Origin of the sequence: Streptomyces coryli (assembly GCF_011044975.1) — a bacterium.
Taxonomy (GTDB): domain Bacteria; phylum Actinomycetota; class Actinomycetes; order Streptomycetales; family Streptomycetaceae; genus Streptomyces; species Streptomyces coryli.
This window is the reverse complement of sequence record NZ_JAAKZV010000032.1, coordinates 15,643-30,104: the sequence shown is the minus strand read 5'-3', so window position 1 is coordinate 30,104 and position 14,462 is coordinate 15,643. Positions and strand designations below refer to the sequence as shown.

General features: G+C 71.9%; 13 protein-coding genes. 1 reads left to right on the top strand and 12 read right to left on the bottom strand.

What is annotated here, in order from left to right:
- Positions 1-58: 58 nt before the first annotated feature.
- The 7 genes from G5C51_RS10555 to G5C51_RS10525 all read right to left on the bottom strand — a co-directional run bounded on the left by G5C51_RS10555 (position 59) and on the right by G5C51_RS10525 (position 7,735).
- Entirely contained in the window at positions 59-988 is a 930-nt protein-coding gene (locus tag G5C51_RS10555) for a LysR substrate-binding domain-containing protein (protein ID WP_165235492.1), read from the bottom strand.
- Between the two features lie 39 nt (positions 989-1,027).
- Positions 1,028-1,852, bottom strand: a complete 825-nt coding sequence (locus tag G5C51_RS10550) for an HpcH/HpaI aldolase/citrate lyase family protein (protein ID WP_165235489.1) — start codon at positions 1,850-1,852, stop codon at positions 1,028-1,030.
- Entirely contained in the window at positions 1,849-3,024 is a 1,176-nt protein-coding gene (locus G5C51_RS10545; RefSeq protein WP_165235486.1) for a CaiB/BaiF CoA transferase family protein, read from the bottom strand. The genes G5C51_RS10550 and G5C51_RS10545 overlap by 4 nt, the downstream gene beginning before the upstream one ends.
- A 23-nt stretch (positions 3,025-3,047) precedes the next feature.
- On the bottom strand, positions 3,048-4,493 hold the full coding sequence (locus G5C51_RS10540; protein WP_165235483.1) for a GntT/GntP/DsdX family permease: 1,446 nt from the start codon (positions 4,491-4,493) through the stop codon (positions 3,048-3,050).
- A gap of 130 nt (positions 4,494-4,623) precedes the next feature.
- Positions 4,624-6,099, bottom strand: coding sequence for an amidohydrolase family protein (locus G5C51_RS10535; protein WP_165235480.1), 1,476 nt, complete (start codon positions 6,097-6,099; stop codon positions 4,624-4,626).
- Positions 6,100-6,118: 19 nt separating this feature from the next.
- The gene (locus tag G5C51_RS10530) at positions 6,119-6,913 is read right to left on the bottom strand and encodes a carbon-nitrogen hydrolase family protein (RefSeq protein ID WP_165235477.1); all 795 of its coding nucleotides are present in this window, start codon (positions 6,911-6,913) and stop codon (positions 6,119-6,121) included.
- 57 nt (positions 6,914-6,970) lie between these two features.
- Positions 6,971-7,735, bottom strand: coding sequence for an aldolase/citrate lyase family protein (locus G5C51_RS10525; protein WP_165235474.1), 765 nt, complete (start codon positions 7,733-7,735; stop codon positions 6,971-6,973).
- A 56-nt stretch (positions 7,736-7,791) separates the two neighbouring features.
- Here G5C51_RS10525 and G5C51_RS10520 point away from each other — a divergent pair, with 56 nt between their 5' ends.
- Entirely contained in the window at positions 7,792-8,469 is a 678-nt protein-coding gene (locus G5C51_RS10520; RefSeq protein ID WP_165235471.1) for an FCD domain-containing protein, read from the top strand.
- A 20-nt stretch (positions 8,470-8,489) separates the two neighbouring features.
- On the opposite strand, the gene G5C51_RS10515 is transcribed toward G5C51_RS10520, so the two are convergent.
- From G5C51_RS10515 to G5C51_RS10495, 5 genes are read right to left on the bottom strand one after another with little or no spacing between them, the layout of a single operon-like run.
- Entirely contained in the window at positions 8,490-10,166 is a 1,677-nt protein-coding gene (locus G5C51_RS10515) for an ABC transporter ATP-binding protein (RefSeq protein WP_165235468.1), read from the bottom strand.
- A complete protein-coding gene (locus G5C51_RS10510) occupies positions 10,163-10,984 on the bottom strand; it encodes a creatininase family protein (RefSeq protein ID WP_165235465.1) in 822 nt (273 codons plus the stop codon). The genes G5C51_RS10515 and G5C51_RS10510 overlap by 4 nt, the downstream gene beginning before the upstream one ends.
- A 42-nt stretch (positions 10,985-11,026) precedes the next feature.
- Positions 11,027-11,920, bottom strand: coding sequence for an ABC transporter permease (locus G5C51_RS10505; protein ID WP_165235462.1), 894 nt, complete (start codon positions 11,918-11,920; stop codon positions 11,027-11,029).
- Between the two features lies 1 nt (position 11,921).
- Positions 11,922-12,866, bottom strand: a complete 945-nt coding sequence (locus G5C51_RS10500; RefSeq protein ID WP_165235458.1) for an ABC transporter permease — start codon at positions 12,864-12,866, stop codon at positions 11,922-11,924.
- Complete coding sequence (locus G5C51_RS10495; RefSeq protein WP_240929539.1) at positions 12,863-14,353, bottom strand: ABC transporter substrate-binding protein; 1,491 nt, start codon at positions 14,351-14,353, stop codon at positions 12,863-12,865. Before G5C51_RS10495 ends, G5C51_RS10500 begins: the two co-directional genes overlap by 4 nt.
- Positions 14,354-14,462 lie beyond the last annotated feature (109 nt).

The following is a 14,462-nucleotide window of genomic DNA, read 5'->3' as shown; positions in this document are numbered from 1 at the left end:
CCAAGCAGCGTACCCGGTTTGCGACCCGAGCTGACGCACACCCCGCACCTCGGCTCCGTCAGACCAGGTGAATTCCCGGCCAACGGCCCGCGGCGGCGAGCTCTCCGGTGACCTCCACGATGCCCCGGCGGACCGCCACGACGGTGTCGCGCGGCTCGTAGCTGTCCGTGGCCGTACGCACGGCGATATGGCGGCGCAGCACGGGATCCACGATGCGGCGGACGCCCAGGCGGCGCGGGTCGCCATGGCCCGCGACCACCGAGCGCGGCAGGATCGTGCAGGCCTCGCCGCTCTCCGCGATACGGATCAGCGTTCCGAGTGATTCCACGTCGCCGATGTTGACGGGCACCAGGCCGTGAGCGGCGAAGGCCCGGTCCACCAGCGCCCGCAGATTGCTGCGCGCCCCCGGCGTCACCAGCGGCACCTGCCGCAGATCGAGCAGCGACACCTCGTCCGCGCTCTCCGGCGCCGGCTCGGGCTGGCCGATCAGGTAGAGCTCCTCCGAGTAAAGCGGCAGCTCCGCCGGGCGTGGCGCGTCGTCCTCGCGGAAGACGGCGGCCAGGTCCAGCCGGCCGGCGAGCAGCAGCTCGTGGACGTAACCGCTCATCGACTCGAAGACCTGCAGGTGGATGCCGGGATAGCGGGCGCGTACCCACGAGAACAGGGCGGGGGCGAGTGGCGCGGTCACCGTCGTGGGCAGGCCGATCGCGACCGGGCCGTGCACCGGCTGCCGGCCGCCGGTGATGTCCTGCGCGAGGCGGTCGAACTGCCGCACCAGCTGCTGCGCGTCCCGGTAGAGCGTCCGGCCCTCCGATGTGGGGCGTACGCCGCGCGGGCCGCGGTCCAGCAGCCGGACGCCGAGGTGCGCCTCGAGCTGGGCCATGCGCTGGCTGATCGCGGGCTGCGATACGTGCAGCACGCCGGCGGCGCGGGACAGGCTGCCGGCGTCGACGACGGCGATGAAGTCGCGTAGCTGGGCGATGTCCACGGTGGTGTCCGGTGCCGCCTTCCCGCTCCGAGGTCTCGATCACGCGGCGGTGTGCCGCGCGGCCTGCGCGATGACGCGGCGCGCGCGTTCGACGACCGGCCGGTCGATCATCTCACCGTCCACGGCCGCGGCTCCGTCGTGACCTGCGGCGAGCACCCGCCGGGCCCACGTCACCTCGTCCTCGGCGGGCGCGAAGGCGGCGTGCACCTGCGGCACCTGCGCCGGGTGGACGCACAGCTTGCCGCCGAAGCCCCAGCCGCGGGCGCGGGCGGTCGCCGCCGCTACGGCGTCCGGGTCGCGGACGGCCGTGGTCACGCCGTCCACGGGTGCGGGCAGTCCGTTCGCCGCCGACCAGCGGACCAGGTCGGCCCGCGCGGAGTCGAGCGCCCGGTCGTCGGATATGCCGAGATCGAGGGCGAGGTCGATGCTGCCGAGGAGCAGCCGGACACAGCCGGGTTCTGCGGTGATGCGGTCGAGGCCGACCAGGCCGCGCGCGGACTCGATCAGCGGGAGCACGGGCGCGCCGCTCGCCTCGGCCGCTTCCCGCACCTGCGCCGCCGACTCGGTCTTGGGCAGCACGACGGCCGCGGGAGCCAGCGCCCGGCAGACGGCCAGGTCCGCGGCGAAGTCCGCGGTCCGCGGGCCATTGATCCGTACCGTCACCGGCACGGCGACGTCCCCGGGCCAGGCCGCGCGCAGCCGGTCGCGGGCCGCCGCCTTGTCGCCGGCGGCCACCGCGTCCTCGAGGTCGATGACGACGGCGTCGGCGCCGCTGCCGGCCGCCTTCGCGAACCGGTCGGGACGGGTGGCCGGCACGAACAGCCAGCTCACCGCCGTGGCGAGCTGATCTGCCACGCCGGTCATGCGGCCCCCCGGGCGGTGAGCTCGTCGATCTCGGCGTCCGTCAGGCCCGCCTCGGCGAGGATGGCCCGGGTGTGCTCGCCGAGGCCGGGCACCGGGTCCATCCGCGGGGCGTCGTCGACCAGTCCCGGCGGGGCCAGGGCGGATATCGGCCCCGCCGGGGTCTGCACCTGGTGCCAGCGGCCGCGGGCGGCCAGCTGCGGGTGCTCCCACACCTCGGCCAGCGAGTTCACCCGGGCGTGCGCCACCGGGACGGCCGCCAGCAGCCCGACGGCCTCGGCGGCGGTGAGCTCCGCGAAGCGCGCCGAGATCAGCGCGCCCAGGGCCTCCCGGTGCGCGTTACGGGCGGCGTTGCCGGCGTAGTCCGGGTGCGTCGCCAGCTCGGGCCGCCGCAGGAAGCGCTCGCAGAACGCCGCCCACTCGCGCTCGTTCTGGACGCACATCATGACGACCTTGCCGTCCCCGGCGGTGAAGGGTCCGTACGGATAGATCGTCGCGTGCGCCGCGCCCGCCCGTGGCGGCGGCTCGGCACCGTCGTACGCGTAGTACAGCGGGAAGCCCAGCCACTCCACCGTGGCCTCCAGCATCGATACGTCGACATGCACGCCCTCACGCGTGCGGCCGCGCTCCAGCAGGGCGGCGAGGATCCCGCTGTACGCGTACATCCCGGCGGCGATATCGGACGCCGAGATGCCCACCTTCGCCATCTCCTCGGCCGTGCCGGTCACCGACAGCAGCCCGGATTCGCTCTGCACCATCAGGTCGTACGCCTTCGAGGTGGCGTACGGGCCCGGGGCGCCGTAACCGGAGATGTCGCAGACGATCAACTCCGGGTGAGCGGCGTGCAGTTCGGCCCAGCCGAGACCGGCGCGCTCGGCCGCCCCTGGCGCCAGGTTCTGCACGAATACGTCGGCGTCGGCGAGCAGCCGGCGCAGCGCGTCCATGCCCTGCTCATCCTTGATGTCGAGGGTGAGCGACTCCTTGTTGCGGTTGACCCACACGAAGTGCGAGCTGAGCCCGCGCACCCGGCTGTCGTAGGCGCGAGCGAAGTCGCCGGTGCCGGGACGCTCCACCTTGATCACACGGGCGCCGAGGTCGGCGAGCTGGCGGGTGGCGTACGGAGCGGCGATGGCCTGCTCGAGCGAGACGACGGTGATGCCGCGGAGGGGTTGCATGTGCTTCTTTCTCTCGGACTTGCTTACACCACGAAGCTCACGGCGATGACCAGCACCAGCGATACGACCGATGCCAGCGAGGTCACAAAGGTGAGCGCCTTGAGCGCGCCCCTGGTGGTCACCCCGAGGAGCGGCTGGAACATCCAGAAGAAGTTGCTGTTCACCTGCAGCGCGAAGAGCGAGCCCGAGCCGATCGCCAGGGCCAGCACCGCGGGCGGCACGGCCAGGTCGCCCATGATCGGGGCGATGATCCCGGCGGCGGCGATCGCGGCGACGCCGATGGAGCCGATGGCCAGGTGCAGCAGCGCCGCGACCAGCCAGACCAGCAGGATCGTCACCACGGTGGACATGCCGGCGTCGGCGGAGAACATGTCGGAGAGCACCTTGTCGAGGCCGGTCTTGCCGATGACCGCGCCCAGCGAGCCGCCCACGCCGGTCACGAGCAGGATCTGCCCGGTGCTGTGGAAGCCCTCGGTCATCGCCCGGTCCACCCGCTCGCCGGTGTGCACCCACCGCGCCAGGGCGTACGCGCCGACGAGACCGGCGAAGAGGGCGAAGGCCGGGTTGCCGAGGAAGGTGAGCAGGTCCGACTTCACGCCCGCGGCGTCGGCGATGGCGCCGGTGGCGATGAGCAGCAGCGGGACGATGATCGGCAGCAGGGAGAGGTACAGCGGCGGCAGCGGGCGGTGGGAGTCCGGCTCGCCGGTGGCGGAGGTGGTGGAGGTGGCGGCGGCCGTTGCGACAGCCCCGTCCTTGATTACGGGCTCCCCGCCCCCGCCGGCCGCCCCGCCGGAGCTACCTGCCGCGCCGCCGTTCTCCGCGTCGTCCGGCTCCTCCGGGACCTCGTCGGTCTCCGGGTTCCAGAAGCCGCGCCGCAGCAGCCGCCCGAACAGGAAGGTGGTCAGCAGCGCGGCGAGCGGGCCGAGGGCGAAGCCGTACACGAGCATCGTGCTCAGCGGCACGTGCAGCAGTCCGGCGACCGCCAGGGTGCCGAGGCCCGGCACCACGAAGACGTAGCCGACGAGGATGCCCGCGCTCAGCGCGCCGCCCATCATGGGCAGGCCGTAACGCCCCATGCGCGGCGCCGCGCGCTTCGCGAGCGGGGCGGCGAGGACGAGCTGGACGTCCACGTAGATCGACGGGAAGACGGCGCTCAGGGCGCCGGCGAGGGCGTAGGGCAGCTTGCCCGGGCCCAGGATGCGCAGCAGCTTTTCGACGAGTTTCTGCAGCGCCCCCATGGAGTTCAGGAGCGAGCCGAGCAGCACGCCGAAGCCGATGAGCAGGCCCACCTCCGCCATGATGTCGCCGAAGCCGGCCACGATCGTCTCGATGGTGCCCTCGAAGCCGAGGCCGGCGGCGATGCCGAGGTAGAGCGAGCCGATGACCAGGGCGATCACCGGTTCCACCTTGGGCACCAGGATGAGCAGGACAACCAGAAGGATGGCTATCGCGGTATGCAGAGCTGTCACGGGGGTTCCTCTCACCACGTCGTGAGTTCATGCGATGGAAACACGGTGGTCAGAGGCGAGGAAGGCGGAGATTCGCGAGGGGGGTATCAGGCGGCCTTATAGCAGCCGCCGCGGTGGCCCGGCTGAGCCCTCAGACCGGCTCGCCGCGCAGTGGCCGGCCCGGGTAGGCGTCGGTCCGGAGCTGTCCGTCGCGGATGACGGGGGTGCCGCCGACGAGCAGGTGGTGGATGCCGGCGGACGGGCGGGTCGAGTCGAAGTAGGTCGCGGTGTCGGTGACCCGGTCCGGGTCGAGGACGACCAGGTCCGCGTCGGCGCCGACGCCGAGTTGGCCTTTCGCCCGGGCGCCGGGCGCGATCGCGTCGAGCACCCGGGCGGGCAGGTAGGAGCACCGCCGGAAGGCCTCCAGCCAGCTCCAGGTGCCGGTTTCGCGGACCATCAGGCGCAGCGTCTTGGTGAAGGTGCCCGCCGTCCGCGGGTGCGTCGACCCGCCGGGCGGAAGTGGCCACTCGCGCGAGTCGTATGCGCCCTGGCCCCACACGATCGGCATCGCGTCGCTCGCCACGATCGCGTCGGGATACGCCAGCGCCTGCCGCAGCAGGTCCCGGTCGGCCGGCTTGTCCTCGTCGAGGAACTCGACCAAGCACTCGGCGCCGGCATCGCTGGCGCGCACCTCCCGCAGCCGCGCCGCGTCGGCGATCCGCTCCCCCGTCTCCAGGACGACGATGTCCGACGGCTGGATCCCCCACGCCGGGAGCCGTTCGGGGGCGAGGAAGAAGGCGCCGATGCCGGTGGAGCCGGCGCCGTACGGATAGGCCTCCACCGTGATCCGGGACCCTTCGCCCTGCGCCTTCGCCAGCATGCCGAGCACCCGGTCGACGTGCCGCCGCGACGTGCTGTTCACGTGGCAGTGGTGCATCGCGGCGCCGGTCTCCGCCGCCGCCCGCACCAGCTCCTCGGCCCCGTCGACCGGCGTCGTCGGGTCGGCCTCCACCAGCTCCCGGACATGCGTGTACGTCGGGGCGCCCGCGGCCGCCGCCAGCCGGGCGACCGCGAGGAACTCGGCCGGGTCGCTGCGCGGCGCGTAGCCCATGAGGATCCCGATCCCGAGCGCGCCGTCGGCCAGTTCGCGCTCGAGCAGCGACAGCCAGGTGCGCAGCTCCGCCGGCGACGAGGTCCGCTGCCAGCCCGGATCGCCCAGCAGGGCGAGCGTGCTCGCCATACTGGCGTCGGGCTCGACACCGAGGTGCGCCTGCGCGCGGGCCGCGCCCCACGACGCGGAGAAGCCGTAGTTCAGCGGCCGGCCCTCGCGCGCGGCGTCCGCGTACGCGCGGGTGACCGGCATCAGCCCCGCCTCCAGGTCCAGGGCGGTCGTCACCCCGTCGAAGGCCTGGAGGCGCTGGCCCGCGATCGTATGGACATGGCTGTGCAGATCGACGAAGCCGGGGCCGACGACCAGCCCGGACACGTCGAGCACGGCGGCCCCGTCCGGCGCCGGCAGGCCGGGCCCGACGGCGGCCACCCGCCCGTCACGGACCAGCACATCGCGGACGGCGTCGGTGTCCGTCCCCGGATCCAGTACGCGCCCGCCGCGCAGGAGTATCTGCATCACGCCAGCCTGCCAAAGGTCAGCCGAAGCTCACCGCGAAGCGCCGATTGGCCAAGCTCGGGTTCTTCGCCCGGACTTCCCCGACCCGCCCGGCCTCCAGTACGGCCGTGGCGGCGCCCGGGTTCTCGCCGGCCGAGGCGAGGGTGTGGCCCATGGGGTCGATGATCGCGCTGTGTCCGCACCAGTTGGGGCCGGTCTGCCCGCTGGCGAGCACGTACGCGGTGTTCTCGATCGCCCGCGCCCGCAGCAGAGTCGTCCAGTGGTCCTCCTTGGCCGGGCCGACGACCCAGGCGGCCGGGAGGACGAGGGCATCGGCTCCGGCGTCGACCAGGAACCGGGCCATCTCCGGGAAGCGCAGGTCGTAGCAGGTCATGACGCCGAAGGTCAGGCCGCCGAGGGTGAAGGTGAGCGCCTCGGCGGGCTGCGGCTGGATGCGGTCGGACTCCCGGTAGCCGAAGGCGTCGTAGAGGTGGACCTTGCGGTAGACGCCGAGCCGCTCGCCGGTGCCGTCGACGGCGAGGACGGTGTTGCTGGGCTTGCCGGAGCCCGCGGCGGGGGTCTCGGTCATGCCCGCGACGACGGCGATGGAGTGCTCCTTGGCCGCCGCGGCGATCGCGGACGCGAACGGCCCGTCGACCGGCTCGGCCTGGGACGCGGTCTCCGCGGCCGGGTCGGGGTTGGCGTACATGGCGTTCTCCGGGAGCACGACGAGGTCGGAGCCCTGGGCCGCGGCCGTGGCGATCAGGCCGGAAGCCGCTTCCAGATTGGCGGACTTGTCGGTGGTGGAGGCGAACTGCGCGACAGTGGCGAACATGCGGGATGCACTACCTTTCACGTGGTGGAGCTGAGGTGGTCTGTGGTGGCGGCGTGCTTACGGCTGCCGGCTCCCGGCGAGCTCCGCGGTCTCGGCCAGCGCGGCGCGGAAGCCGGCCAGCAGGGCGCCGTGCTGCATCGTCAGGACGAGCTGGTCGGCGCCGTGCGCCAGGGCGAAGGCCTTCTCCTCCGTCGACCAGGCCGGCAGCACCCAGGGCTTGCCGGCGGCCCGGGCCGCGTCCGCGATGACGGCGAGGTCGGCGAAGTCCGCGGCGTTACGGGTGTAGGCGCCGCGCGCCCTGCGCAGCGACAGGTCGCTGGGGCCGACGAAGACGCCGTCGACCACCGGCAGCGCGAGAATCTCCTTGATCTCCTCGATCGCCCCGGCGTCCTCGATCATCGGGTACACCCGGGTCGCGCGGTCCTGCCGGGCGACCCAGTCGTCGTCGAAGCCGCCGTACCCGGCCGTGCGGCCGCCGGCGAAGCTGCGGTCGCCCAGCGGCGGGAACTTGCCGTACGCGCAGACCGCCGCCGCGTGTGCGGCGCTCTCGACGTGCGGGACGACCACCGCCGTGGCCCCGAAGTCCAGCGCCTGCTGGATCGGCCCGCGCTCGGGGCCGAGCACCTTCGCCAGCACCTCGAGGTCAAGCCGCCGCAGGAACGGGATGAACCGCTCCAGGTCGGCGAGGTCGAACGAGCCGTGCTCGATGTCGAGCACCACGGCGCCGTACCCCGCGGCCGCCACGATCTCGGCGGCCGCGAAGCTCGGGTCGGACAGCCAGGCGGCATAGGTGCGTTGAACATCGGTCGTACGCGAGGACATGAGCCTCCTTGAACAGGTATACACTGCGTATACAAATGACCGTGAGGGAGATGAGCGTGTCAGTCGACCAGGGGGGCCGCGACGTGTCGGCGCGGGGACGGGCCTACGAATGGGTCCGGGAAGCCATCGCGCTGGGCCGGTATCCGGAGGGTGCCTTCCTCGAGGAGAAGATCGTCTCCGAGGAGGCGGGCGTGTCGCGGACGCCGGTGCGCGAGGCGCTGCACCGGCTGGCGGCGGAGGGGTTCATCGACCTGCTCCCCCGGCGCGGCGCCCAGGTCCGCCGCGTCACCGTCGGCGAGATGATCGAGACGTTCGAGATGCGTCAGGTGCTGGAGATCCACGGCTTCCGGACGCTGTGCGAGAAGCAGCTGGAGATCCCGCGGGAGCAGTCCGCCCTGCTGGAGCGCATGGGGGAGCCGGACATGCTCAAGCGCTCGCAGGCCGGCGACCGCGAGGCCATCGCCGAGCACACGAGGCTCGACTTCCTCTTCCACTCCGGCTTCGTACGGGCGACGGGCAACACCGTCCTGATCGATCTGTTCCGCAGCCTGCAGCCGCGGCATCTGCGGATCGGCCTGACGGCGGTCTCGATCCGGCCCGAGCGGCTGCCCATCATCATGCGCGAGCACACCGCCCTGCTGGACGCCCTGACCCGGCACGACTTCGAGCGGGCGGCCGCCACGCTGCGGACCCATCTCAACCCTGATGACACGGTCGTCGCCCATCTGAAGTGACGCGCTGACCGGCCCGGCCCTCACGCCGCCATCTCCCGCCACAACCGGCGGCGTTCGGCCTGCCTGGCCGGGTCCGGGACGGGCGCGGCCGCCACCAGCCGCTTGGTGTAGTCGGTACGCGGCCGGGCCAGCACCTCGCGCGCCGGGCCGTGTTCGACGAGCCGGCCGTGCTGGAGGACGGCGACCTCGTGGGCGAGCAGCTCGACGACGCCGAGGTCGTGGCTGATGAACAGGCAGGAGAAGCCGAGCCGGTCCTGCAGCTCCCGGAACAGCCGCAGCACGGTGGCCTGGACGGACACATCGAGCGCCGAGGTGGGCTCGTCGGCGATGAGCAGCTCCGGCTCCAGCGCCAGCGCGCGGGCGATCCCGATGCGCTGGCGCTGCCCGCCGGACAGCTCGTGCGGAAAGCGCTCGGCCCAGCTCGCCGGCAGCTCCACCTGCTCGAGCAGCTCGGCCACCCGGGCGCGCGCACCGGCCCGGTCGGCGGTGCGGTTGACCAGCAGCGGCGCGGCGATCGAGTCCCCGATCGACAGCCGGGGGTTGAGCGAGGCACCGGGGTCCTGGAAGACCATCGAGTACGTGGGGCGGAAGGCGCGCAGCCGGCGGCCGGTCAGGCGGGTGACGTCGGTGCCGCAGACCTGGATGGACCCGGCGGTCGCCCGGGCGAGTCCGACGATGGCCCGCCCGATGGTGGATTTGCCGGAGCCGGACTCGCCCACCAGCGCCAGCACCTCCCCCTTGCGGATGGAGAGGCTGACGCCGTGCACGGCCTTGAAGCCCTTCTCGCCCAGCCGGCCCGGATACTCGACTTCGAGATCCGTCACCCGCAGCGTCGCGGTCGCCGTCCCGCCTGTGGACGTCGCCTCCGGCACCGGCTCGGCCTCACCCGGAGTCGGCGGCTTCGGTACGGCCGCGAGCAGCGTGCGGGTGTAGTCGTGCCGGGGCGCGGCGAACAGCCGCTCGACGGGGGCCTCTTCAACCACCTCGCCCCGCTTCATCACGATCACCCGGTCGGCCAGGTCCGCGACGACGCCCATGTCATGGGTGATGATCAGCACCGCGGAGCCGAGGTCCTTCTGCAGGCCGCGCAGCAGGTCGAGGATCTCGGCCTGCACGGTGACGTCGAGGGCCGTGGTCGGCTCGTCGGCGATGATGACCTCGGGCGAGCCGGAGATCGCCATGGCGATCATCGCCCGCTGCCGCTGGCCGCCGGAGAGCTGATGGGGATAGCTGTCGACGCGCCGCTCGGGCTCGGGTATCCCGACCTTGGTCAGCAACTCCACCGCCCGGGTGCGGGCGTCGGCGGCGGACATCGGCTCGTGGCAGCGGATGGCCTCGGCGATCTGCCGGCCGATGGTGTAGACGGGGTTGAGCGCCGTCATCGGCTCCTGGAAGATCATCGCGATGCGTTTGCCGCGGATGCCGCGCAGCGCCTCGTGGTCGAGGCCGAGCAGCTCGGTGTCGTGGAAGCGGATGCTGCCGCTGTGCCGCACGTTCCCGCCGACCAGCCCGAGCACGGACATCGAGCTCACCGACTTGCCAGAGCCGGATTCTCCGACCAGGGCGACGACTTCGCCCTTGCCGACCGTAAAGCTGATGTCCTTCACCGCCGGGGTCCACTCCCCCGCGATCCGGAAGTCCACCGACAGCCCGTCCACCGTCAGAACAGTGCCGGCTGCCGGCGCCGGGCCCGTCATGCTGCCCCCGCGGCCGTGTCGGAGCGGGTGTTCCGGTCGTATTCGCGCAGGTAGGAGGCGCAGAAGCCGAGCACCCGCTCGATCCAGATCGCGCCGGTCTCGGCGCTGCCGAGGCTCACATCGCCGGTGCAGCCGGTGGGGCTGACCTCGGAGAAATCCCACAGAACGGTGCCGGGCACGTCGTATCCGGGAATGGCGGCGTCGGTGTAACTGGTCGGCGTCCACCCGGCGTCGGACGCCAGCCCGCCGGGCTCGGCGAACTCGCTCTGCACCTGCTCGGGGAACATCGCCAGCATCGCGGAGTGCTCCGGCTCGGCGCCGTGCCCGTACGCCGTGGCCGGGTCCTTGTACACGTCGCGCATCAGGGCGTAGCCCAGCTGCCACGGGTACAGGTGCCCGATCAGCACGCCGAAGTCGCGCCGCGCGTCGAGGGAGGCGCCGGTCACCGGGCCGACGTTGCCGCCGTTGTTGTCGACGATCACGATGCGCTGGAAGCCGGACTTCACCAGCGCCTCGATGATCTCGTACGTGACGTTGCGCAGCGTCTCCTGGCTGAGCGAGAGGTTGCCGGCGTAGCCGCGGAAGGTGCCGGAGTGGCCGTAGTTGAGGGCGGGTGCGACCCAGAAACCGTGCTCGCGGGCCAGCCGGTCGGCGACCCACTCGGCGACGATGGAGTCCTCGTGGACCGGCAGGTGCGGGCCGTGCTGCTCGATGGCGCCGATGGGGAGGAGGACGACCGGGTCCTGCGCGGCCAGGTGCTTGACCTGGGTCCAGGAGAGCTCGCCCAGGCGGTGGGTGTCGGGCAGGGTGACGGTCATAAGGCGGTCCTTTCGCGTGCGGTGCGGTGCGGAGAAGAGAAGTCAGGAGTCGGTGCCGCGGCGGCGCGGGTCGAGCAGGTCGCGCAGGCCGTCGCCGAAGACGTTCAGGGCGAGGACGAGGAGGATGATCAGCACCGAGGGGTAGATCAGCAGGCTGGGCTGGACCTCGAGGAAGTCGCGGCCCGCGCCGACCATGGTGCCCAGGGACGGCAGCGGCGGCTGGGCGCCGAGGCCGAGGAAGCTCAGGCCCGCCTCCATCTGGATGGCGAAGCTCACCGAGAGGCTGAGCTGCACGATCACCGGCGCGGCCACGTTCGGCAGGATGGTGCGCAGCAGGATCGTGCTGCGCCGGGTGCCCATCACCTCGGAGGCCTCGACGTATTCGACGTGCCGGATGGCCAGCACCTGGCTGTAGACGATGCGGGTGAAGCGCGGGATGTAGAGCACGCCGATGACCATCACGACGTTGATCAGCGCGGGTCCCATCGCGGCCACCACGGCGATGGCCAGCACGATGGGCGGGAAGCTGAGCAGGATGTCGATCCCGCGCATGATGACGCCCGACACCAGCCGGCTGCCGTATCCGGCCACCAGGCCGAGCGCGGTGCCGAGCACGCCGGCGATGACGACGGCGGACAGCGCGACCGCGAGCGAGGTGCGCAGCCCGATCAGCAGCCGGGACAGCACATCGCGTCCGAAGTCGTCGACGCCCAGCACCCCGCCCTGGGTGAGCGGCTTGCCGACGATGTCGCGGTAGTCGTGCGGCGCGATCAGCGGTGCCAGCAGCGCGGCCAGTCCGACCAGGAGCAGGAATCCGCCCGCGATGGCGGTGCGGCGGTTGGCGGCCAGGCGGCGCAGGAAGTACTTGCTGCCGCGCCGGGCCGGCGCCGCGGCCTCGGGTGGTGCCTGGGATGAGGTGAGTTCTGCGGTCGACATGTCAGGCCTCCTCCGCCCGCGGGTCGAGGGCTCGTATGACCAGGTCGCCGACCAGGTTGACGAGGATGACGATGGCCGCGACGGCGAGCACGACGGCCTGGATGACCGGATAGTCGCGCTGCCCGACGGCGCTCATCAGCAGCGAACTCACCCCGGGCCAGCCGAAGATGGTCTCCACCAGCACGGTGCTGCCGATCAGGGTGGTCAGCTCGATGGTGGCCGCGGACGCCACCGGCAGCAGCGCGGTGCGCAGCGCGTGGTCCTTGATCACCCGTTTTTCCGAGAGCCCTTTGGAGCGGGCGGTGCGCACGTAGTCGGCGGTGAGCGTCTCCAGCATCGCCGACCGCGTCATCCGCGTGATCACGGCGCAGGACGCGGCGGTGAGCGTGACCACCGGCAGGATGAGGATCTGCAGGTGGGTGACCGGGTCTTCCCACGGGGTGGTGAAGCGCTGCGGCGGCAGTACGGGGATGAGGAACGCGAAGACCATCAGCAGCAGCGTGCCGAGGACGAAGACCGGCAGCGAGATCCCGAAGATCGACCCGCCGACCAGGGCGTGGTCGGCCGGCTTGTCGGCGCGGGTGGCCGCGATCCGGCCGAGCAGGATGCCCAGCACGAGCGCGATGGCCAGGGAGACCAGCACCAGTTCGAGGGAGTTGCCCAGGCGGGTCGGCAGGTCCTGCATCACCGGGCGGCTGCTCAGCAGCGAGGTGCCGAGGTCGCCCTGGAAGAGCCGCCCCCAGAAGCCGAAGTACTGCTGCAGGAACGGGTCGTTGAGGTGCATCGCCTCGCGGGTCTGGGCGACCTGCTCGTCGGTGGCGCCCTCGCCGAGCGCGGCCCGCGCCGGGTCGCCGGGGATGAGCCGGACGAGGAAGAAGACGATGGTGCCGACGGCGAAGAGCTGCAGCAGCGCCTGGGCGAACCGGGTGAGGAGGAACCGTTTCATGCGGTCTTCTCCATCCAGATGCGGCGGAGGGTGGTCCCGGTCCAGGAGCCCTTGGGCGGATGCCGGTAGCCCTTGACGTAGTCGTAGTGCGCCTCGCCCTGCTGCCGGCGGACGGTCCAGGTCATCGGCAGCAGTTCGAGGGCCCGCTGCTCCACGTCCCGGTAGATCTCGTCGCGCAGCTCCCGGCTGCGCGCCCGGCGCCCCTCCCCCAGCAGCCGGTCGATCCGCTCGTCCTTGAAGTCGGTGTTGACGGCGAAGGTGCCGGTGCTGCTGAGGAAGTCCCCCAGCGAGGACGGATCGCCGAACTTGGGTGCCGTACCCCAGGAGTGCACCGGAAAGGACTTGGCCGTGACGCTGGCCCGGAAGGTCAGCCACTCCTGCTGGGTGAGCCGCACGTCCACCCCCGCCGCCCGGATGCCCGGCAGCATCGCCTGGGCCGGCCGGGATATCACCGAGTACGTGCTGGTGGTGACCACCGGCATGGTCATGCCCTCCCGGCCGGCCTTCTTCAGCAGGAAGCGGGCCTGCTCCGGGTCGTATCCGAGGGTGTTGTCGAGCTTGGCCGGATAGCCGGCGAAGGCGTCGGACATCAGCGCGCCGTCGATCGGCCGGCCGTGGCCGAGCAGCGCCGTCTCCAGGACGGAGGGCCGGTTGATCGACAGGGCGATGGCCTTGCGCACGCGGACGTCGTCGAACGGCGGCTTGCTGGTGACGAAGCCGACGAAGCCGAAGCCGAAGGTCTTGTCGGAGGCGAACCGCAGCCGGGGATTCTTCGTGATGACGTCGACGTGGGTCGCCGGCACGTAATCGATCATGTCCACGGTCGCGGTGCGCAGGGCCGTCACGCGGGCGTAGTCGTCGCTCATCGGCTGGAACACGATGCCGTTGAGATACGGCAGTTCGGGGTCGAAATAGTCGCCGAAGCGCTCCAGCGTCGTGCTCACGCCGGGGATGCGCTCGATGAACTTGAACGGGCCCGTGCCCATGACCCGCGTCTTGGGGTCGACCCCCGATTCGATCCACCGCTGGGAGACGATGTTCGCCGTCGGCCCCGCGAGGACGAAGGGCAGCGTCGTGTCGGGCTGCTTCATCCGGAAGACCACCGTGGTGGCGTCCTCGGCCTCGACGGCGTCGACCTGGTCGAGCAGCGGTCCGGTGGTCGCCGCGGTCTTCTTGTCCATCATGCGGCGGAAGGAGAACACCACGTCCTGGGTGGTGAGCCGGGAGCCGTCGTGGAAGCGCACTCCCGGGCGCAGCTTGACCTTGTAGGTCGTACGGCTCGACCAGCCGTAGTCCGCCGCGAGGTCACCGGTGATCTCGCCGTCGCCGTCGTACTGCAGCAGGCCGTTATAGGTGAGCTGCCGCAGGAAGTCCGAGGCCGCGCCCGTGGTGACGTGCGGATCGAGGTTGGCCGGGTCCGTGGAGAGGCCGAAGTGCAGCACCCCGCCCCGGCTGGGCCGGTCGGGCCGCGTGCGTATCTCCTCCATGGAATCGGGCAGTTTCGCCGGACTTCCGCAGGCCGCCAGTGCCGTACTGCCCAGTGCGCCGCCGCCTACTGCGAGCAGGCCACGCCTGCTGATTGGTGCCATGACATCT